Genomic DNA, 19,581 nt, shown 5'->3' with positions numbered 1-19,581 from the left:
GCCGACGGCGGTGTCGAAGACGGGCCAGCCGAGGTTGCCGGGTTTGAAGTAGTACTTCTCCCAGAAGCCCTTGACCTGGGGGATGTGGTGCTTGCGGTACTTGCCGAGGTAGCTGCCGTCGGCGTCGATCACGGCGGCGGTGTTGTAGTAGAAACCCGAGCCGTCGATCTCGAAGACGGGGGCGACGATCACCATGCCGGTCTCGCGGGCCAGTTCCCGCATCCGCGTCACGGTCGGGCCGTCGGGGACCGGTTCCGCCCAGCGGTAGTGCTCGGGCTCCTGGACCTGGCAGAAGTAGGGGGCGTTGAAGACTTCCTGGAAGCCGATGATCTTCGCGCCCCGGCGCGCGGCCTCGCGGGCGTGCTCCTCGTGCTTCGCGATCATGGACTCGGTGTCGCCGGTCCAGGTGGCCTGGACCAGTGCGGCACGTACGACGTTGGCCATGAGCTGCTCCTTCGACGCGGCGTCCGAGCCCTCCACGCCCGCAGAAACGGCCCGTAGAGGGACGAAAGTAAGCCTCCTGGACGCCCTTGCCAAGACCATCGTCGGCAACCCGCTGAGTCGATCTCGATTCACACTCCGGTGGGTGAGCGCGTGGGTGTGCGCCGTGACGACCACGCCTCTCCGACGGGTAGCCAACACCAGCGGTGTTACGGCCCGGCTACGCGCGGTTTGCGGCCCGCGTCACGCACGCGCGGCGCCGCCCCAGGCACTCACGGCGCCGCCTCAGGCACTCACGAGGACACAGAGGGCCGCCAACTCGTCCATGGACAGCCCGAGCGCCCCGGCGAGGGCCGCCACGGTGAAGAAGGCCGGGGTGGGGGCCCGGCCGGTCTCGATCTTGCGGAGCGTCTCGGCGGAGATCCCGGCCGCCGCCGCGACCTCGGCCATGCTCCGGGGGCCACGGGCCGCGCGCAGCAGCGCGCCGAGCCGTTCGCCGCGTTCGCGCTCTTCTGGGGTGAGGGGGGTGCGCACCATGGCACCCATTCTAATACCGGTATAGTAATTGGCATGATGGAACTCAAGACGGACGCGTCGATCGACGCGATGTACGCGGCCGGCCAGGTGGTCGGCCGCGCCCTGACGGCCGTACGACAGGCCGCCGGAGTCGGCGTGAGCCTGCTGGAGCTGGACGAGGTCGCCCGCGAGGTGCTGCGCGAGGCGGGCGCGACGTCCCCCTTCCTCGGCTACCGCCCCTCCTTCGCGCCGACCCCGTTCCCGGCGGTGATCTGCGCCTCGGTGAACGACGCGATCGTGCACGGCATCCCGACCGCGTACCGGCTGCGCGACGGCGACCTGCTCTCCGTGGACTGCGGCGCCCTGCTGGACGGCTGGGCCGGTGACTCCGCGATCAGCTTCGTGGTCGGCCGCCCCGACCCGGCGGACCTGCGCCTGATCGAGACCGCCGAACGCGCGCTGGCCGCGGGCATCGAGGCGGCCGTCGTCGGCAACCGCATCGGCGACATCGCCCACGCCGTCGGCCGTACCTGCCGCCGGGCCGGTTACGGCATCCCCTCCGGCTTCGGCGGCCACGGCATCGGCCGCCACATGCACGAAGACCCCGAGGTCCCCAACGAGGGCCGCCCCGCCCGCGGTATCCCCCTCCGCCCCGGCATGGTCCTGGCGATCGAACCCATGCTGATCGCCAGCGGCAAGAACGCGTACTACGAGGCGGAAGACGGCTGGACCCTCCGCACCTCGGACGGCTCCCGCGCGGCCCACGCGGAACACACGGTGGCGATCACGGAGAACGGCCCCCGAATCCTGACCTCGCGACAGCCGACCTAAAGGGGCCACGGACGACCCGCACCCGAAAGCCGCCCCAAGCCACCTGCAAGGGGGCGCGGGGAACTGCGCGAGAACCCACCACGACCCGCACGCGCAAGCCGCCCTCAACCCGCCCCCACCGTAAGCGCCCGCAGGTGCCCTTCGCAGAAGCTCGTGCCAGAGTTGGCAGAAGTGGCCCCCGGCCTCTCCGCACACTGCCGGCGAAGGACGGAAACGATGACCAGCGGTTACACCGGTCCCCCCGAGGGCGACCCCTTCGGGGAACTCTTCTCCCGCTACTTCGGCGGAGCCCCCGGCGCTCCAGGGCAGCCCGGCCCCCGCCCCATCGACATCGGCCGCCTGCTCAGCCAGCCGGCCCGCGAGCTGGTCAGAGGGGCCGCGCAGTACGCCGCCGAGCACGGCAGCCGGGACCTGGACACCCAGCACCTGCTGCGCGCCGCCCTGTCCAGCGAGCCCACCCGGAGCCTGCTGACCCGCTCGGGCGCGGACCCCGACTCGCTGGCGACGGAGATAGACGGCCGCGCGGGCCCCTCCCAGCACCCGCAGGGCAAGGTGCCGCCCACCGCGCTGTCCCTGACCCCGGCGGTCAAGCGGGCGCTGCTCGACGCGCACGACATGGCGAGGTCGACCGGTGCCGGGTACATCGGCCCCGAGCACGTGCTGAGCGCGCTCGCCGCGAACCCGGACTCGGCGGCCGGGCACATCCTGAACGCGGCCCGGTTCCGCGCGGGCCCGCTGCCGCCCCCGCCACCGGAGGGCGTCGGCGGCCCCACGCAGGTGCGCGTGGAGCGCCCGCAGCCGACCGGTACACCGACGCTCGACAAGTACGGCCGCGATCTGACCGAGCTGGCCCGCCAGGGCCGTATCGACCCGGTGATCGGGCGGGAGAAGGAGATCGAGCAGACCATCGAGGTCCTGTCCCGGCGCGGCAAGAACAACCCGGTGCTGATCGGTGACGCGGGCGTCGGCAAGACGGCCGTCGTGGAGGGCCTGGCGCAGCGCATCGCGGACGGTGATGTGCCGGAGGGTCTGGAGGGGCGCCGGGTGGTGGCGCTGGACCTGACGGCGGTGGTGGCCGGTACCCGCTTCCGGGGCGACTTCGAGGAACGCCTGAACAACATCGTGCAGGAGATCCGCGCCCACTCCGATCAACTGGTCGTGTTCATCGACGAGTTGCACACGGTCGTCGGCGCGGGCACGGGCGGCGAGGGCGGCGCGATGGACGCCGGGAACATCCTCAAGCCCGCGCTGGCCCGGGGCGAACTGCACATCGTGGGCGCGACGACGCTGGAGGAGTTCCGGCGGATCGAGAAGGACGCGGCGCTGGCCCGCCGCTTCCAGCCGATCCTGGTGCCGGAGCCGACGCCCGAGGACGCGCTGGAGATCCTGCGCGGACTCCAGGACCGCTACGAGGCCCACCACCAGGTGCGGTACACGGACGAGGCGCTGTCGGCGGCCGTGGAGCTGTCGGACCGCTATCTCACCGACCGGCGGCTGCCGGACAAGGCGATCGACCTGATCGACCAGGCGGGCGCCCGGGTACGGCTCGGCGCTCGGACCAAGGGCACGGACGTGCGCGCGATGGAGCGCGAGGCCGAGCAGCTGGTCCGGGACAAGGACCAGGCGGTCGCGAGCGAACAGTACGAGGAAGCGACCCGGCTGCGCGACCGGATCGTGGAGCTGAAGGAGCGCATCGCGGCCAGCGACGACGGCGAGGCGGACGAGGGCCAGAACCTGGAGGTCACGGCGGAGGCCATCGCCGAGGTGGTCTCCCGGCAGACCGGTGTCCCGGTGAGCCGGCTGACCCAGGAGGAGAAGGAGCGGCTGCTCGGTCTGGAGGACCATCTGCACCAGCGGGTGGTCGGCCAGGACGAGGCGGTACGGGTGGTGGCCGACGCGGTGCTGCGTTCGCGCGCGGGCCTGGCCAGCCCGGACCGGCCGATCGGCAGCTTCCTGTTCCTCGGTCCGACCGGCGTCGGCAAGACCGAGCTGGCGCGGGCGCTCGCGGAGGACCTGTTCGGCAGCGAGGACCGGATGGTCCGCCTCGACATGAGCGAGTACCAGGAGCGGCACACCGTCTCCCGGCTGATCGGGGCGCCGCCCGGCTATGTGGGGCACGAGGAGGCGGGGCAGCTCACCGAGGTCGTGCGCAGGCATCCGTACTCGCTGCTGCTCCTGGACGAGGTGGAGAAGGCCCACCCGGACGTGTTCAACATCCTGCTCCAGGTGCTGGACGACGGCCGTCTGACCGACGCCCAGGGGCGCACCGTGGACTTCTCCAACACGGTGATCGTGATGACCAGCAACCTCGGGTCGGACGTCATCACCCGGCGCGGTGCCTCGATCGGCTTCGGGCCCGGCGGGCAGGACGCCGACGAGGAGGCGCGGCGCGAGCAGATCCTGCGGCCGCTGCGGGAGCACTTCCGACCGGAGTTCCTGAACCGCATCGACGAGATCGTGGTCTTCCGGCAGCTCACTGGCGAGCAACTGCGGCGGATCACCGACCTGTTGCTGGAGGGCACGCGCGATCTGGCGCGGGCCCGGGACGTGACGGTGGACTTCACCGACGCGGCCGTGGACTGGCTGGCCGAGCGCGGCTACCAGCCCGAGTACGGCGCCCGCCCGCTGCGCCGCACCATCCAGCGCGAGGTCGACAACCAGTTGTCGCGGCTGCTGTTGCGGGGCGAGGTCGCCGAGGGCGGGCGGGTGACGGTGGACACGGCCGACGACGGACTGGACTTCCGGATCGAGGAGGTCGAGAACCGGGAGCAGGTCCGGCCGGCCGCGCCGTGAGCCGCGGAACCGGAGCCTGACGTCAGGGCGCCGGATGCACCACCATCGCCGAGCCGCCTCCGCGCCGTACCTTCTCGGCGGCCGCCAACCAGCGGCCGTCCGGCAGGCGTTGGACGCCGGTCGCGGCGCCGATCTCCGGGTTGAGCTTGAAGCTGTGCCCGATGGCTTCGAGACGCGCCCTCAACGGGCTGTCGTACAGGGCGGGTTCGAGTTCGGTCTGGGCCGCGTTGCGCTGGCTGGCGCGGGGTGCGGCGATGGCGTCGACCAGGGGCAGGCCCCGGTCCACGAACCCGGTGAGGGTCTGGAGCACGGTGGTGATGATGGTGGCGCCGCCGGGCGAGCCGAGGGCGACCACGGGACGGTCGTGCCGGTCGAGGACGATCGTCGGGGAGATGGAGGAGCGCGGCCGCTTGCCCGGGCCCGGCAGGTTGGGGTCGTGGACGGCCGGGTCGGCGGGGGCGAAGGAGAAGTCGGTCAGCTCGTTGTTGAGCAGGAAGCCCCGGCCGGGCACGGTGATGCCGCTGCCGCCGGTCTGCTCGATGGTGAGCGTGTAGGAGACGACGTTGCCCCACTTGTCGGCGGTGGTGAGGTGGGTGGTGTTCTCCCCCTCGTAGGTCGTCGGCGCGGCCTTGCCGCCCTTGCCGCAGGCGGCCGGGTGGCGGGGGTCGCCGGGGGCGAGCGGGCTGGCGAGGACCGACTCGTCCTTGATCAGGCAGGCGCGCGAGTCGGCGTACCGCTGGGAGAGCAGGTCCTTGGTGGGTACGTTCTCGAAGCTCGGGTCGCCCACCCAGCGGCCCCGGTCGGCGAAGGCGATCCGGCTGGCCTCGATGAAGCGGTGGAGGTAGCGCACATCGCTCGCACGCGAAAGGTCGGTGTTCTCAAGGATGTTGAGAGCCTCACCGACGGTGGTGCCACCGGAGGAGGAGGGCGCGATGGAGTACACCTTCAGGCCCCGGTACCCGGTCTCCGTCGGACTCTGCGGCTTGGCACGGTAGGCGGCGAGGTCCTTCGCGGAGAGCCTGCCGGGACGGGCGTTCCAGCCCGAACCGGGGTCCACGGGTGGCTTGTTGACGGTCGAGACGATGTCCCGTCCGAGGTCGCCCTTGTAGACCGCGCCGACACCCTCTCGCCCCAACTCCTGGTAGGTACGCGCCAGTTCCGGGTTCTTGAACGTCGATCCCACGACGGGCAGTTGACCGCCGGGCAGGAACAGCCTTGCGGTGTCCGGGAAGTAGCGGAACCGCTTCTCGTTGTCGGAGGTCTGCGAGCGGAACGTGGAGTCCACGGTGAAGCCGTCACGGGCGATCCGCTCGGCCGGCCGGAGGACGTTCGCCAGCGACCGCGTACCCCACTTGTCCAACGCCGCACTCCAAGTGGCGGGCGTGCCGGGCGTACCCACACTCAGCCCGCTGCTGACGGCGTCCGCGAAGGCGAGCGGCTTGCCGTTCTCCTGGAAGAGGTCGCTCCCGGCGGTCAGCGGGGCGGTCTCGCGGCCGTCGATGGTGCGCACCGTACGGGACTTGGCGTCGTAGTAGACGAAGTAGCCGCCTCCGCCGATGCCCGCCGAGTAGGGCTCGGTGACGCCCAGCGCGGCGGCGGTCGCGACGGCCGCGTCGACCGCGTTGCCGCCCTTCCTCAGTACCTCGATCCCCGCGGCGGTGGCGTCGGCGTCCACACTGGCGACCGCGCCGCCGTAACCGACGGCGACGGGAGTCTTGGCGGGCTGTCCGCCCGGGTGCGGCGGGCCCGCCGCCACGGTCGACAGGACGGCGGCCGAGACGGCGGCCACCGCGAGCCCGCGCGTGCCAGGACGTGTCATGCGTACCTCCCGGGGGTGACGTCCGCGCAGCGTAACCGGATCGGGGATGTCTCGACAGTACGCCTCCGCCCCCTGTCACACGACCGCCACAGACCGAACGCCGGTACGAGGCGGGGGCCGGGGCCCGATAGGCTGCCCGGCCATGAACGACGACGTACGGAACATCGTCCTGGGTGTCATAGCCGCCGGCGTCAGCGCGGCGCTCGGCTGGCTCGCCCGCACCTATCTGTGGCGGCGCAGGCTGCGGCGCAAGCAGGCGTTCTTCGGGCTGCCGGAGAACGCGGAGTCGTTGCTCGTCGTCAATCGTGACCCGGCGGCGACCGAGCCCGCCGTGCACCGCTTCGACGTGTTCGCGCTGCTCGAACTGTCCGCGCTGATCAAGGAGTGCGGGGCGCATTTCCAGGTGGTGACGCAGGACGCGACCCATCAGGGGTTCGGGGAGCGCACCGAGTTCTGTGTGGGCGGTCCGGCGTCCAACCGGCGGATGCAGGCGCATATGACGGCGCTGCTGCCCGGCATCCGGGTCAACACGGAGAAGGAGAAGGGGCCCAACCGGGGCGCGTTCCGCATCGGTTCGGAGACGTACCGGATGGAGCCGGGCACGACCGAGTACGTGCTGCTCGCGAAGGTGACGGCGGGGCGTGAGACGCGGCCGGTGTTCCTGTTCTGCGGGCAGCGGGCCATCACCAACCAGGCGGCGACGCGTTATCTGGCCCGCAATCAACCGAAGTTGGCCCGCAAGCACGGCAACGGCCCGTTCGTGCTGCTGCTGAAGGTGGTCAACTCCCAGGCGTACGGCCCGGATCTGGTGGAGCTGGTGGCCGATGTGACGCGGGCCGCGCAGGCGCCGTTCCCGGTTGCCGAGGAAGAGGCGCGACCGGCGCCCCAGGCGTCGTAGCGTTCACCGCTCGCGTTCAACAGTCACGCCCAATAACCTTTACCCGTACGTAACTTACCGACGGGTTACTTGCGTTGGCAACCGCCCACTACCCTCGGGTCACTTTGCACTGGCACGCGTCAGGAGTGACCCATGCGATCCCCCCACCGCACCCTGCGCACCTGCGCCGTCGGCACCGTCTCGGCGGCGCTGGCCGCCGGGGCCCTCGTCGGACTGGCCCCGGCGGCCCAGGCGGCCGCCCCGTCTGTACGGTTCGTCGACATTCCGGGTGAGGGCGGCATCGTCCTCAAGGCGAACGTCGTCACGCCCCCGGACAACACCGCCGTCGGCCGCCATCCCCTCCTCGTCCTCCCCACCAGCTGGGGCCTGCCCCAGGTGCAGTACCTCGCCCAGGCCCGCAGGCTCGCCGAGTCCGGCTATGTGGTCCTCACCTACAACGTGCGCGGCTTCTGGCAGTCCGGCGGCGAGATCGAGGTGGCCGGGCCGCCCGACCTCGCGGACGCCTCCAAGGTGATCGACTGGGCGCTGGCCAACACCCCCGCCGACCCCGACCGCATCGGCATGGCGGGCGTCTCCTACGGCGCGGGCATCAGCCTGCTCGCCGCCGCCCACGACCCGCGCGTCAAGGCCGTGGCGGCGCTCAGCGGGTGGGCCGACCTGATCGGCTCGATCTACTCGGGTCGCACCCAGCACGTCCAGGCGGGCGCCCTCCTGGACGGCGCGGGCCTGGTCACCGGCCGCGAGGGCCCCGAACTGCGCGGGATCTTCGACAGCTTCTACGCCTCCGATCTCTCCCACGAGCAGGAGCTGACCGCGTGGGGCGACCGGCGCTCGGCGGCCTCCTACCTGGACCGGCTGAACAAGAGCAAGCCCGCCGTCCTGCTCGCGGGCGCCTGGAACGACTCGGTCTTCCCGGTCAACCAGTACGCCGACTTCTACGAGAAGCTGACCGGCCCCAAGCGTCTCGAACTGCGCCCCGGCGACCACGCCACCCCGGAGCTGACCGGCCTGTTCGGGCTGCCCAACGACGTGTGGACGGACACTGCCCGCTGGTTCGACCACTATCTGCGCGGCGTGGACAACGGCATCGACCGCGAGCGGCCGGTCCAGCTGGAGTCCCGCGACGCGGGCGGCTACGAGGGCTACCCGGACTGGAAGTCGGTCGCCGCCACCGAGCGCAAGCTCGCGCTCACCGGCACCAGGACCATCCACGCGAACGTCGACTCCGGCGCGGACGGCGGGGTCGTGCTGCTCTCCGGCGCCCTGGACCAGTTCGCCAAGCTGCCGCCGATGGCCTCCATCCCGCTGCTGCCGCGCCGCTGGGCGGCCGTGTGGCAGTCGGAGCGGTACGCGGCCCCGCAGCGCGTGCGCGGCACCGCACGGCTGCACACGACGCTCACCCCGACCGCCGAGAGCGGCACCCTGGTGGCCTATCTGTACGACGTGGGTCCGCTCGGGATCGGCAAGCTGGTCACGCACGCCCCGCTGACCTGGCACGGGCAGGCGCCAGGCAAGCCGTTCGGTGTGGACCTGGACCTGTTCTCGACGGCGTACGACGTGCCGTCCGGGCACCGGCTCGCGCTGGTCGTGGACACGGTCGACCCGCTCTACATCGAGCACAACCCGTCCGGCGCGCAGCTGACCTTCTCCTCGCCGGAGGCCGACCCGTCGTACGTGTCGGTCCCCCTGCGCGAGCAGTGATCTCCGGCTGCCGCCGGACGAGCATGGCCCGTTGATCTGCCGCCCTTCACGGCTTCGGCGCCGTGGGTGGCTCCCCACCGGGCAGCAGTGCCCCAGGACCGGCCTCGGCGACCGCCACGGCCTCGGTCTTGGGACTGCGCTGCTCCCGGCGGGCCACCCAGCCGGCGAACCACGAGAGCAACATGCACATCCCGATGTAGATCGGCGAGATCACCATCACCACGGGGATGAACGGCAAATCGTAGTCGAGGTTCGAGGCGATGAGCTTCCCGGCGTGGAGGAACTCCTCGTAGGTGATGAGGAAGCCGAGCGAGGTGTCCTTCAGCGCGACCACCAACTGGCTGATGATCGCGGGCAACATGGCCCGCACCGCCTGTGGTGCGAGGACGTACGTCATGACCTGGGTCTTCCGCATCCCGAGCGCGAACGCGGCCTCGCGCTGGCCGCGTTCGACGGCGTTGACGCCGGAGCGGAAGACCTCGGCGAGCACCGAGCCGTTGTAGAGGGTCAGTCCGGCGACGAGCGCGGGCAGCGGCTGCACCTTGAGCGCCACGAAGATGAAAAAAATCATGACCAGGACGGGCATCGCGCGGAAGAACTCCACGACGAGCGTGGCCAGCCAGCGCACCACGCGGTGGTCGGAGAGCCGTCCGACGGCCAGCACCCCGCCGAGGGCCAGCGAGAGCACGGCCGCCATGGCGAACGCCTTGAGGGTGTTGCCGAGGCCGCGCAGCAGCAGTTCCTGGATGCCCTTGTACTCGAACGGCATCCACTTGGTGTAGGTGAACTGGTCGGTGGCGAACAGGAGATACAGCCCCCAGGCGACCAGGCCGAGCAGCACGGCCGTGGAGAGGGCGGCGTAGAGGGCGTGGCGGCGCCGGGTGCCGGGGCCGGGGACGTCGTAGAGGGCGGTGGTGCCGGTCATCGGGCGACTCCCCACTTGCGCTCGAGGAGGTTGAACAGGGCGCTGATCGCGAGGGTGATGATCAGGTAGCCGACCGCGATCCAGACGAAGATCCAGACGATGTTGTAGCCCAGCTCGCTCAGCGTCTTGTAGGTGCCGAGGAGTTCGTTGACGCTGAAGGCGCCCGCGATGGCCGAGTTCTTGGCGAGCGCGATCAGGGTCGAGCCGACGGGCGGGATCACCGAGCGGAACGCCTGCGGCAGCACGACCACGCTCAGGGTCTGCGAGAAGGTCATGCCGAGACTGCGGGCGGCCTCGCCCTGACCCCGGGGCACGGTGTTGATGCCGGAGCGCAGCGCCTCGCAGATGAACGCCGAGGTGTAGCAGCCGAGCGCGATGACCGCGAACACCTGGAAGGGCAGCACGATTCCGAAGCGGGGCAGTCCGAGCAGCACCGCGAAGAACAGCAGGGTGAGCGGGGTGTTGCGCAGCACGGTCACCCACACGGTGCCGAAGACCCGCAGCGAGGCCACCGGCGCGACCCGGAAGGACGCCATCAGGAAGCCCAGGACGAGAGCCAACAGGGATGCGTAGACGGTCAGTTCGACCGTGCCGAGGAAACCCTCGCCGTACACGGCGAAGTTGTCTGTCAGTACGTTCATGCCGTCCTCGGTCAGCTCGCCGGATAGCGGTCGATCGGCGGAGGTTGGGGGGCGGGCACACCGGACAGCCCGAGTGTCGCGTCGTACGCCCTCTTCCAGTCGCCGTTCTTCTCCCGGGCGGCGAGGGCGTCGTCCAGGGCGAAGCGCAGGGCGTTGTCGCCGTGGGGGACTCCGATGCCGTAGGGCTCCTGGGAGAACGGCTTGCCGACGACCTTGAGTTCGTCGGGGGCCTTGGCCGCGTAGCCGATCAGGATCGCGTCGTCGGTGGTGACCGCGTCGACCTGATAGGTGAGCAGGTTGTCGACGCACACCGAGTAGGTGTCGTAGGCGACCAGGATCGCCTTCGGGAAGTCCTCCTTGATGCGCTGGTACGGCGTCGAACCGGCCGCCGAGCACACGCGTTTGCCGTCGAGGTCCTGCGGGCCGTGGATGTCGTCGGTGTCCTTGCGGACCAGGAGGGACTGGCCGGCCATGTAGTACGGCCCCGCGAAGCCCACGAGCTTCTTGCGGTTGTCGTTGATGGTGTAGGTGCCGACGTAGTAGTCGATCTGGCCGTTCTGCAGGGCCGTCTCGCGGTTGGCGGAGGCGATGGTGCGGAAGCGCACGCTGTCGCCGGGGAAGCCGAGGGAGGCGGAGAGCATCTTGGCGATCTCGATGTCGAAGCCCGAGTAGACGCCGGTCGCCGGGTCCTTCTCGCCGAGGTAGGGCTGGTCCTCCTTGACGCCCACGACGAAGTGGCCGCGCTTCTTCGCCCGCTTCCACGTCGGGGAGTCGGGCAGGGTGAAGTTGTGGTCGACCGAGTAGTGCGGGAGCTGCTCGGGGGCGGGGCCCTTGGTCGGCGGGCTGCCGTCCTTGCCGCAGGCGGCGAGCGGAGCCAGCAGGGCCAGCAGCACGGGCAGGACGGACAGCAGCCGGGCGCGGCGCGCACGGGTGTCGCGGGACATGGAACGCACTCCCCCGGTCAGTGTTTGAGGATCTTGGACAGGAAGTCCTTGGCGCGCTCGCTGCGCGGAGCGGTGAAGAACTCCTCCGGGGTGCGGTCCTCCACGATCCGGCCGTCGGCCATGAAGACGACCCGGTTGGCGGCGGAGCGGGCGAAGCCCATCTCGTGGGTGACGACGATCATCGTCATGCCCTCGCGGGCCAGCTGTTGCATGACCTCCAGGACCTCGTTGATCATCTCGGGGTCGAGGGCGGAGGTGGGCTCGTCGAAGAGCAGCGCCTTGGGGTCCATCGCGAGGGCGCGGGCGATGGCCACGCGCTGCTGCTGGCCGCCGGAGAGCTGCGCCGGGTACTTCTCGGCGTGGGCGAGAAGACCGACCCGGTCGAGGAGTTCGCGCGAGCGGCGCTCGGCGTCGGCCTTCTTGCGGCCGCGCACCTTGATCTGCGCGAGGGAGACGTTCTCCAGGACGGTCTTGTGGGCGAAGAGGTTGAACGACTGGAAGACCATGCCGACCTCGGCGCGCAGCCGCGCCAGCGCCCGCCCCTCCTGGGGCAGTGGCTCACCGTCCAGGGAGATCGTGCCGGACTCGACGGTCTCCAGCCGGTTGATCGCCCGGCACAGCGTCGACTTGCCCGACCCCGAGGGGCCGATGACGACGACCACCTCCCCCTTGCCCACCGTGAGGTCGATGTCCTGGAGGACGTGCAGATCCCCGTAGTACTTGTTGACGTCGCGCAGTTCGATCAACGGATCGACGGCCATCCGCAGCCCTACTCACTCTCAGCCGTGTCGTACTCAGCCGTGGTCGTACTGGCCGCAAACTATCCAGCCGCTCGCCACACGGATGGACGACACGCGCCTTTCGGGCATTAGCCGTATTTACACGCCCGGCTGTGGCGGGGCTCGGGGCGGGGTTCAGACCTCGGACAGCTCCGCGTACAGCTGGGACAGCTCGGGGACGCCTCCGGAGGCCCACTCGCGGCCGCACTCCACGACCTCCACCTCCCGGCCCGAGGCGAGCCGCAGCACGGCCTCACCGTCCTCACGGAGGTGCCAGGCCGCGCCGGGTACGGTGCGCACGACGACGGTGCCGAGATAGAGCCCGGCGTCGTTCCCCAGCCAGGGCAGCAGCTCGGCGTCGTCGCGCCAGCGCGGGAGCAGCTGGTCCAGGGCCTCCAGGGAGGCCGGGGTGTCGTCCAGGCGGAAGCCCGCCTGTTCCGCCTGGGAGCGCAGCAGTTCGCACTCGGAGAGCAGCGCGGCGATGGCCTCGGGGTCGGCCGGCAGCGCCGCGGCACCGCTCTTGCGGTGCCGGGCCCACAGGAACGGAATGTTCATGCCCCCCAGCGTGGCATCACACGTCGAGGTCGACCACCACCGGCGCGTGATCCGACGCTCCCTTTCCCTTGCGCTCCTCGCGGTCCACGTAGGCGTCCTTGACGGCTCCGGAGAAGGGGGCGTTGCCGTAGACCAGGTCGATGCGCATGCCGCGGTTCTTCGGGAAGCAGAGCTGGCGGTAGTCCCAGTACGTGTAGGGGTGGTCGTACTTCAGCGGGCGGGGCACGACATCGGTCAGACCGGTCTCGCGCAGGGAGGCGAGGGCGGCGCGCTCGGCGGGGGTGACATGGGTGGAGCCCTCGAAGGCGGCGCGGTCGTACACGTCGTCGTCCGTCGGCGCGACGTTGTAGTCCCCGAGGATCGCGAAGGGGCGGCCGCCCGCCGCGTCACCGGCGACGGCCGCCTTCAGGGCCTCGAACCACTGCAGCTTGTACGCGTAGTGCGGGTGGTCCACCTCGCGGCCGTTGGGCACGTACACCGACCAGACGCGGACCGGGCCGCAGGTGGCCGAGACGGCGCGGGGCTCCTGGGCGCCCTCGTAGCCGGGGTCGCCGGGCAGGCCCTTGACCACGTCCTCCAGGCCGACGCGGGAGAGCACCGCCACGCCGTTCCACCGCCCTGTGGCGTGGACCGCCGACTCGTAGCCCAGCTCGCGCAGGGCCTCGACCGGGAACTGCTCCTCGGCGACCTTGGCCTCCTGGAGGCAGAGCACGTCGGTGCCGCTGCTCTCCAGCCAGGCGAGGAGCCGGGGCAGACGGGCGGTGATCGAGTTCACGTTCCAGGTGGCGATGCGCATGTTCCACAACCTACCCGCCGGGTGTGACAACGGGTCTTCGGGCGGCGGGGCTCAGAGGCGGGCGTCGTCCCCCGGGGCCAGGCGCAGGTGTTCGGCGCCGGTGAGGGCGCCGATCTGGCGGTCGTAGATCGGGCGGGCGAGGTCGGTGAGCAGCGCGTCGTGGATGTCGTAGGCGCGCTGCGGCTCGACCTCGCGGACGTACTCGATGACCTCGGCGATCTTGTTCCACGGGGCCATGACCGGGAGCAGCAGGGTCTCCACCGGTTGGTCGGGGACGGTGAGGGCGTCGCCGGGGTGGAAGACCTTGCCGCCGTCGATCAGATAGCCGACGTTGGTGATGCGCGGGATGTCCGGGTGGATGACCGCGTGCAGTTCGCCGTGGACCTGGACGTCGAAGCCCTCGACCGTGAAGGTGTCGCCGTGGCCGACGGTGTGGACGCGGCCGGGGAAGGCGGCGGAGATCTGGTCGGCCACGGACTTCAGCGTCCAGATCTCCGCCTGCGGGTTCGCCTCCATGGCGGTGCGCAGGCGGCCCTCGTCGAAGTGGTCCGGGTGCTCGTGCGTGATCAGGATCGCGTCGGCGCCGAGCGCGGCGTCGGTCTCGCTGAAGCCGCCGGGGTCGATGACGAGCGTCCGCCCGTCCTTCTCCAGGCGTACGCACGCGTGGGACTTCTTGGTGAACCTCATGGTGTCCATCCTGTCGTCTCGGGCGCCTACTCGGCGGGCGTGGTCTCCTCGCGGATGACGCGCTGGGCCACCCGGAAGGCACCGGCCGCGGCCGGGACGCCGCAGTACACCGCCGCCTGGAGCAGCACTTCCTTGATCTCGGCCGGGGTCAGGCCGTTGCGCAGCGCCGCGCGGATGTGGAAGGCCAGCTCCTCCAGGTGGCCGCCCGCGACGAGGGCGGTGAGCGTGACACAGCTGCGGGACCTGCGGTCCAGGCCCGGGCGGTCCCAGATCTCGCCCCAGGCGTAGCGGGTGACGAACTCCTGGAAGTCGCCGGAGAAGGCGTCGGCCTCCGCGAACATCCCCTCCACGTGCGCGTCGCCCAGCACCTCGCGGCGGATCTTGAGCCCGGTCTCGTACCGGTCGGCCATACCGGGCGACTGCTGCGGTGCGGCGACGGGCGCGGGGGCGATCTCGGCGAGCGGCGCGACCGGCACCGGCTGCGGCGGCGCGGCGAGCGCGGGGACGGCGGGCGCGGCCGGCAGGGCGGTCTGGCCGGTCTCGTACGACTGCTGCCAGGCGGTGGAGAAGTGGCGTACGAGGAGGTCGGTGACGGCGGCGGGCTGCTCGACCGGCACCAGGTGGGAGGCGCCGGGGACGACCGCGAGCCGGGCGTCGGGCACCCCGGCGACCAGCGTGCGGGCCTCGGCGGGCCCGGTGACCTGGTCCTCGGAGCCGACAAGCACGAGCGTGGGCACACCGACCCGGCCCAGCGCGGGCCGCACGTCGAAGGCGGCCAGTGCCTCGCAGGCGGCGATGTAGCAGCCGGGGTCGGTGGTGCGCACCATCTGCACCGCCCACTCGGTGATGGCGGGCTGCGCGGCGGCGAACCCGCCGGTGAACCAGCGCTCGGGCGCGCTGCGGGCGATGGGGTCGAGCCCGTTGGTCCGTACGATCACGCCGCGCTGGCGGAACTCGTCGGGGGTGCCGAACCGCGGCGAGGCGGCGATCAGCGCGAGCGAGGCGAGCCGTTCGGGGTGGCGCAGCGCCAGTTCGAGACCGACGGCGCCGCCGAGCGCGCAGCCCGCGTAGCCGAAGCGCTGTACGCCGAGCGCGTCGAGCGTGGCCAGCAGCCGGTCGGTCAGCTCGCCGACGGAGCCGACCGGGTGGGCGGGGGCGCCGCCGTGTCCCGGCAGGTCGAACCGGAAGACCCGCCACTGCTTGACCAGTTCGGGCACCTGACGGTCGAACATGTGCCAGGTCGTCCCGAGGGAGGGCCCGAGAACGATCACGGGGGCGTCTTCGGGGCCGTCGAACCGGTACTGGAGGGCAGGGGTCTTCTTCTCACTCACCGCACCACGCTAACCGCCGGTCGGGTGTGCCCGTTTCGTGGGGGGCGGTGCGGGCGGCGCGTCCCCGGGGATCGGCGGGGAATCCTCACACGGTCTTCACGTGCGGGGCGGCTGCCGGGGGTCCACGGTCCAGTGGTTGGTGCGCAGGACGCGCCCGGCGAAGTCCACGTCGGTCTCCGCGACGAAGTGGAAGCCGAGGGAGCGGCAGATGCCGTTGGACGGCGCGTTGTCCGTCGCGGGGAAGGCGTGGACGGTGCCCCAGCGGTCCTGCTCGCGGACCCGCGCGAGCAGGGTGCGGACCGCCCGCTTGGCGAGCCCGCGCTCCTGGAACTCGGGCAGCACCATCCATCCGATCTCGGACATCGGTCCGTGGGGGGTGTCGTGCGACCAGAGGGTGACGGTCCCCGCGACCGTGCCGGGGTCGGCGGGGTCCGGGACGATCATCTTGATCCAGGCGCGGTCGGCGGCCGCCTGCTCGGCGTCCCGGCGGACCTTGTCGGCCATGCCCTCGCGGGGCAGCGGGCCGCCGAGGCCGGCCATCATGACGGGGTCGCAGCGCATCCGTAGGTACGCGTCGACGTCGTGCGGGGTGACATCGCGCAGGTGCAACGGGAGCCTCCTGTCGGGGCGTTCGCCGTTCCGGTCGGTGGGGTCAGCGGCGGGACGGCCCGGAGCCGGGGCCACTGCGCAGGAGGGCGAGTTCCCGGTTCATCTCCTCGAGGAAGCGGGAGACCACGCCCAGCTCCGCGGGGCTGAAGCGCTGCCGCGCGGCCTCGGTGCCCTGGGCCAGGGGCCGGAAGAAGTCCCGGGCGACGCCCCTGGCCGCCTCCGCGTAGTGCAGATGGACGACGCGGCGGTCGTCGTCCGCGCGGACGCGCCGGATGTGTCCCGCCCGCTCCAGGCGGTCCAGGCAGGCGGTCATGGCGCCGGAGGTGAGGTCGAGCTGTCGGCGCAGCCGCCCGGGCGTCATGGGGCCTTCCTCGGGATCGGCGTCGAGGATCGCGACGAGCGCCTGGACGTCGGTGAGGTGGAGGCCCTGGGTCTGGGCGAACTCGTGGGCGATGCGGTTGAACTCGCCGTTGAGCCGGCGCAGGAGGACCGCGAAGGACTGCAACCCCGCGGGGTCGTCCGCCGGAAGAGACGGCGAGGCGTGTTCGGTCCCGTGCATCGCCCCAGTATAGGGTTACTCGATCATTGAGATACTTTATGAATGACTCATCTGGTCGCATCGATCTTCCCGGGGAGAGACATATGAGAGCGGCACCCGGCTGGACGCGTTGGCTCGTGCCGCTCGTCCTGCTGTTCGTCTGGCTCGGCGTGGGCGGAACGCTCGGGCCCTACGCCGGGAAACTGGGCGAGGTCGCCACCAACGACCAGTCCGCCTTCCTGCCGCAGAGCGCGGAATCGACCAAGGTGCTCAAGGCCCGCGAGGCGTTCGACGAGGCGGAGACCCTGCCCGCGATCATCGTCTGGACGGCGGACGGGAACCGGATCACGGACGCCCGGCGCGCGACCGCCACCCGGACCGTCGGAGCGCTCGCCGGGCGGACCGGGATCGTCGGCGCGCCGTCGCCCGCGCTGCCCTCCGAGGACGGGAAGGCGCTGCAGGCCGTCGTCCAGCTGCGGCCGGACCTGGGCGACCGGTTGCCCGGCGTACTGGACTCGGTGCGCGAGGCCGCGCGCGGCGTACCGGGGACGACGGCGCAGATCGCGGGCCCGGCGGCGAGCCAGGCCGATCTCGGGGACGCGTTCGCGGGCATCGACGGGCTGCTGCTGGGCGTGGCACTCGGCGCCGTGCTGCTGATCCTGCTCCTCGTCTACCGGAGCGTCCTGCTCCCCTTCGTGATCATCTTCGGCGCGGTGTTCGCCCTCGGACTGGCGTGCGCGGTCGTCTACGCGCTGGCCGACCACGGCGTGGTCCGCGTGGACGGACAGGTCCAGGGCATCCTCTCCATCCTCGTGATCGGCGCCGCCACCGACTACGCGCTGCTCCTTGCCGCGCGGTTCCGCGAGGAACTGGCGACGGGCCGGGACCGGGCCTCGGCCGCGGTGGCGGCGGCCCGCAGGTCGTTCGGCGCGATCACCGCGAGCGCCGCCACCGTCGCGCTCGCGCTGCTGGCCCTGCTCGCGAGCGACCTCACCAACAACCGCGCGCTCGGGCCGGTCGGCGCGATCGGCATCGTCTGCGCCGTGCTCTCCGCGCTCACCTTCCTGCCGGCCGTACTGGCGCTGCTGGGCCGCGCCGCCTACTGGCCGTCCCGGCCCAAGACGTCGGACGCCTCCGTGGAGGGGCACGGCGTGTGGCACCGCGTCGCCCGCGAGGTGGGCGCCCGCCCGCGCGCGGTATGGGTGGTGACCGCGCTCGGTCTCGCGGTGCTGGCGGCCTTCTCCCCCACGCTGTCCGCGAAGGGTGTGCCGCTCGACGAGATCTTCGTGAACGACGCCCCGTCGGTCGCCGCGCAGAAGACGCTGGGCGAGCACTTCCCCGGCGGGTCGGGCAATCCGGCCGTCGTCATCGCCGACTCCGGCCGGGCCGCCCAGGTGACCGCTGCGGCGAGGGCCACCGACGGCGTGGCCTCGGCGGCCGCCGTCACGGTGTCCGGACGGCCCGGCGGCGGGGCGCCGAAGGTCGTGGACGGGCGGGTCCGCATCGACGCCACCCTCAAGGACGCGGCGGACAGCGACGCCGCCAAGCGGACGGTCGAGCGGCTGCGCGCCCGGGTCCACGCGGTGCCCGGCGCCGACGCGCTGGTCGGCGGCTACACGGCCCAGCAATACGACACCCAGCGGACCTCCGCCCGGGACCGCACCGTCATCGTGCCCGTCGTGCTGGGGATCATCCTGCTGATCCTCGTCCTGCTGCTGCGCTCCCTGCTCGTACCGGTGCTGCTGGTGGCGACGGTGGGGCTCAACTTCCTGGCGACGCTCGGCGTTTCCTCGCTCGTGTTCACGCACGTGTTCGGCTTCGGCGGCGCGGACGCGTCGGTGCCGCTGTACGGGTTCGTGTTCCTGGTGGCGCTGGGCGTCGACTACAACATCTTCCTGATGTCCCGGGTGCGGGAGGAGGCGCTCGTCCACGGCAACCGGCAGGGCGTGCTGCGCGGTCTGACCACGACCGGAGGGGTGATCACCTCGGCCGGGGTGGTGCTGGCCGCGACGTTCGCCGCGCTGACGGTGATCCCGCTGGCCTTCCTGGTGCAGATCGCGTTCATCGTGGCCTTCGGCGTGCTCCTTGACACCCTGGTGGTGCGCTCGCTCCTGGTCCCGGCCATGGTGCTCGACATCGGTCCGCGGGCCTGGTGGCCCAGTGTCCTGCCGCGCGACGGCGCCGCCGCCGTGCCCGGCGCGCACTCGGCGAACGGGGTGGAGGGCGCCGGGGTCTGAGGACGTCGGGGCCTGAGGGCGCGCGCCCCGGTGGCCCGTCAGAGGCCGGCCAGGGCGTCCAGTCCGGTGAGGGCGTCGACCGGGTCGAGGGCGGGGGTGCCCCGGGGCCACCAGTCGTCCTGGCCCGGCTCGGACTCGTAGGCGTACCAGAGGCCGTCCCGGCCGAAGCGGAGCTGGACATGGCCGAGCGGGTGCGTGAGGTGGTTGTGCCAGGGGCGGAACGGGGGCAGTCCGGCAGCTATCAGCAGCGGGCGTGCCCGGTCGAAGCGGCCCGCCGGGGGGTTCCACGGCTCCTCCAGGACGTCCAGTCCCGCGAGCCCGCCCTGCCGCCAGGCGGCCACCGCGCGGGCCAGGTCGGAGGGGATACGGCCCGCAGCCGAGGCCAGCGTGGCGTACAGCGCGCGGGTCGCGGCGGTCAGGCCGGAACCGGGGCGGGCGGCCGCGAGACGCACCGCGTCCTGCCACAGGGTCAGCCCGCCCACCGGGTCACGGCCGGTGGTGAGCAGGGCGTGCGCGCGGGCGGCGGCGTCGGTGGCCAGC

At 71.8% G+C, this 19,581-nt stretch carries 18 protein-coding genes and 1 pseudogene; 5 read left to right on the top strand and 14 right to left on the bottom strand.

Annotation, left to right across the window (positions count from 1 at the left end):
- On the bottom strand, window positions 1-444 hold a 444-nt coding region (locus GTW40_RS24720; protein ID WP_275564639.1), incomplete at its 3' end, for a nitrilase-related carbon-nitrogen hydrolase.
- Window positions 445-726: 282 nt separating this feature from the next.
- The gene (locus tag GTW40_RS24715; protein WP_161182376.1) at window positions 727-978 is read right to left on the bottom strand and encodes a helix-turn-helix transcriptional regulator; all 252 of its coding nucleotides are present in this window, start codon (window positions 976-978) and stop codon (window positions 727-729) included.
- A 33-nt stretch (window positions 979-1,011) separates the two neighbouring features.
- On the opposite strand from GTW40_RS24715, the gene map reads away from it, so the two are divergent.
- Together map and GTW40_RS24705 are read left to right on the top strand one after the other, a co-directional pair.
- Window positions 1,012-1,788 (top strand): type I methionyl aminopeptidase, encoded by a 777-nt coding sequence (map, locus tag GTW40_RS24710; protein WP_161182375.1) that lies wholly within the window; start codon window positions 1,012-1,014, stop codon window positions 1,786-1,788.
- Between the two features lie 216 nt (window positions 1,789-2,004).
- Complete coding sequence (locus GTW40_RS24705; protein ID WP_161182374.1) at window positions 2,005-4,581, top strand: ATP-dependent Clp protease ATP-binding subunit; 2,577 nt, start codon at window positions 2,005-2,007, stop codon at window positions 4,579-4,581.
- A 22-nt stretch (window positions 4,582-4,603) separates the two neighbouring features.
- On the opposite strand, the gene ggt is transcribed toward GTW40_RS24705, so the two are convergent.
- Entirely contained in the window at window positions 4,604-6,400 is a 1,797-nt protein-coding gene (ggt, locus tag GTW40_RS24700; protein WP_161182373.1) for a gamma-glutamyltransferase, read from the bottom strand.
- Between the two features lie 142 nt (window positions 6,401-6,542).
- Here ggt and GTW40_RS24695 point away from each other — a divergent pair, with 142 nt between their 5' ends.
- Together GTW40_RS24695 and GTW40_RS24690 are read left to right on the top strand one after the other, a co-directional pair.
- Window positions 6,543-7,298: a hypothetical protein gene (locus GTW40_RS24695; protein ID WP_161182372.1), complete on the top strand. Its 756-nt coding sequence runs from the start codon at window positions 6,543-6,545 to the stop codon at window positions 7,296-7,298.
- 132 nt (window positions 7,299-7,430) lie between these two features.
- A complete protein-coding gene (locus GTW40_RS24690; RefSeq protein WP_161182371.1) occupies window positions 7,431-8,999 on the top strand; it encodes an alpha/beta fold hydrolase in 1,569 nt (522 codons plus the stop codon).
- Between the two features lie 46 nt (window positions 9,000-9,045).
- Here the strand turns inward: GTW40_RS24690 and GTW40_RS24685 are convergent, their stop codons facing one another.
- The 10 genes from GTW40_RS24685 to GTW40_RS24640 form a co-directional block, all read right to left on the bottom strand.
- Window positions 9,046-9,924: an amino acid ABC transporter permease gene (locus GTW40_RS24685; RefSeq protein ID WP_161182370.1), complete on the bottom strand. Its 879-nt coding sequence runs from the start codon at window positions 9,922-9,924 to the stop codon at window positions 9,046-9,048.
- Complete coding sequence (locus GTW40_RS24680) at window positions 9,921-10,565, bottom strand: amino acid ABC transporter permease (RefSeq protein WP_161182369.1); 645 nt, start codon at window positions 10,563-10,565, stop codon at window positions 9,921-9,923. Before GTW40_RS24680 ends, GTW40_RS24685 begins: the two co-directional genes overlap by 4 nt.
- A gap of 11 nt (window positions 10,566-10,576) precedes the next feature.
- Entirely contained in the window at window positions 10,577-11,509 is a 933-nt protein-coding gene (locus tag GTW40_RS24675) for a glutamate ABC transporter substrate-binding protein (protein ID WP_161182368.1), read from the bottom strand.
- A gap of 17 nt (window positions 11,510-11,526) precedes the next feature.
- Complete coding sequence (locus GTW40_RS24670; RefSeq protein WP_161182367.1) at window positions 11,527-12,270, bottom strand: amino acid ABC transporter ATP-binding protein; 744 nt, start codon at window positions 12,268-12,270, stop codon at window positions 11,527-11,529.
- A gap of 153 nt (window positions 12,271-12,423) precedes the next feature.
- Window positions 12,424-12,843 carry a DUF6278 family protein gene (locus tag GTW40_RS24665; RefSeq protein WP_161182366.1) on the bottom strand — a complete coding sequence of 140 codons (420 nt, stop codon included), beginning with the start codon at window positions 12,841-12,843 and terminating at the stop codon, window positions 12,424-12,426.
- Between the two features lie 16 nt (window positions 12,844-12,859).
- Window positions 12,860-13,639, bottom strand: a complete 780-nt coding sequence (locus GTW40_RS24660) for an exodeoxyribonuclease III (protein WP_161182365.1) — start codon at window positions 13,637-13,639, stop codon at window positions 12,860-12,862.
- Between the two features lie 51 nt (window positions 13,640-13,690).
- The gene (locus tag GTW40_RS24655; RefSeq protein WP_161182364.1) at window positions 13,691-14,326 is read right to left on the bottom strand and encodes an MBL fold metallo-hydrolase; all 636 of its coding nucleotides are present in this window, start codon (window positions 14,324-14,326) and stop codon (window positions 13,691-13,693) included.
- Between the two features lie 26 nt (window positions 14,327-14,352).
- The gene (locus GTW40_RS24650) at window positions 14,353-15,657 is read right to left on the bottom strand and encodes an alpha/beta fold hydrolase (protein ID WP_161182363.1); all 1,305 of its coding nucleotides are present in this window, start codon (window positions 15,655-15,657) and stop codon (window positions 14,353-14,355) included.
- Between the two features lie 96 nt (window positions 15,658-15,753).
- Window positions 15,754-16,266, bottom strand: coding sequence for a GNAT family N-acetyltransferase (locus GTW40_RS24645; RefSeq protein ID WP_161182362.1), 513 nt, complete (start codon window positions 16,264-16,266; stop codon window positions 15,754-15,756).
- Between the two features lie 43 nt (window positions 16,267-16,309).
- Window positions 16,310-16,825: a MarR family winged helix-turn-helix transcriptional regulator gene (locus GTW40_RS24640; RefSeq protein WP_161182361.1), complete on the bottom strand. Its 516-nt coding sequence runs from the start codon at window positions 16,823-16,825 to the stop codon at window positions 16,310-16,312.
- Window positions 16,826-16,908: 83 nt separating this feature from the next.
- On the opposite strand from GTW40_RS24640, the gene GTW40_RS24635 reads away from it, so the two are divergent.
- The gene (locus GTW40_RS24635) at window positions 16,909-19,041 is read left to right on the top strand and encodes an MMPL family transporter (RefSeq protein WP_161182360.1); all 2,133 of its coding nucleotides are present in this window, start codon (window positions 16,909-16,911) and stop codon (window positions 19,039-19,041) included.
- Between the two features lie 38 nt (window positions 19,042-19,079).
- On the opposite strand, the pseudogene GTW40_RS24630 reads toward GTW40_RS24635, so the two are convergent.
- Window positions 19,080-19,581, bottom strand: a pseudogene (locus GTW40_RS24630) (hypothetical protein); the annotation flags it as partial.

It is taken from the genome of Streptomyces sp. SID4985 (assembly GCF_009863025.1).
GTDB lineage: Bacteria > Actinomycetota > Actinomycetes > Streptomycetales > Streptomycetaceae > Streptomyces.
This window is presented reverse-complemented; position numbering and strand designations above follow the sequence as displayed.

Coding starts and splice junctions, on each gene's coding strand:
- GTW40_RS24715 (WP_161182376.1), bottom strand. CDS start 978: ATGGTGCGCACCCCCCTCACCCCAGAAGAGCGCGAACGCGGCGAACGG.
- map (WP_161182375.1), top strand. CDS start 1,012: ATGATGGAACTCAAGACGGACGCGTCGATCGACGCGATGTACGCGGCC.
- GTW40_RS24705 (WP_161182374.1), top strand. CDS start 2,005: ATGACCAGCGGTTACACCGGTCCCCCCGAGGGCGACCCCTTCGGGGAA.
- ggt (WP_161182373.1), bottom strand. CDS start 6,400: ATGACACGTCCTGGCACGCGCGGGCTCGCGGTGGCCGCCGTCTCGGCC.
- GTW40_RS24695 (WP_161182372.1), top strand. CDS start 6,543: ATGAACGACGACGTACGGAACATCGTCCTGGGTGTCATAGCCGCCGGC.
- GTW40_RS24690 (WP_161182371.1), top strand. CDS start 7,431: ATGCGATCCCCCCACCGCACCCTGCGCACCTGCGCCGTCGGCACCGTC.
- GTW40_RS24685 (WP_161182370.1), bottom strand. CDS start 9,924: ATGACCGGCACCACCGCCCTCTACGACGTCCCCGGCCCCGGCACCCGG.
- GTW40_RS24680 (WP_161182369.1), bottom strand. CDS start 10,565: ATGAACGTACTGACAGACAACTTCGCCGTGTACGGCGAGGGTTTCCTC.
- GTW40_RS24675 (WP_161182368.1), bottom strand. CDS start 11,509: ATGTCCCGCGACACCCGTGCGCGCCGCGCCCGGCTGCTGTCCGTCCTG.
- GTW40_RS24670 (WP_161182367.1), bottom strand. CDS start 12,270: ATGGCCGTCGATCCGTTGATCGAACTGCGCGACGTCAACAAGTACTAC.
- GTW40_RS24665 (WP_161182366.1), bottom strand. CDS start 12,843: ATGAACATTCCGTTCCTGTGGGCCCGGCACCGCAAGAGCGGTGCCGCG.
- GTW40_RS24660 (WP_161182365.1), bottom strand. CDS start 13,639: ATGCGCATCGCCACCTGGAACGTGAACTCGATCACCGCCCGTCTGCCC.
- GTW40_RS24655 (WP_161182364.1), bottom strand. CDS start 14,326: ATGAGGTTCACCAAGAAGTCCCACGCGTGCGTACGCCTGGAGAAGGAC.
- GTW40_RS24640 (WP_161182361.1), bottom strand. CDS start 16,825: ATGCACGGGACCGAACACGCCTCGCCGTCTCTTCCGGCGGACGACCCC.
- GTW40_RS24635 (WP_161182360.1), top strand. CDS start 16,909: ATGAGAGCGGCACCCGGCTGGACGCGTTGGCTCGTGCCGCTCGTCCTG.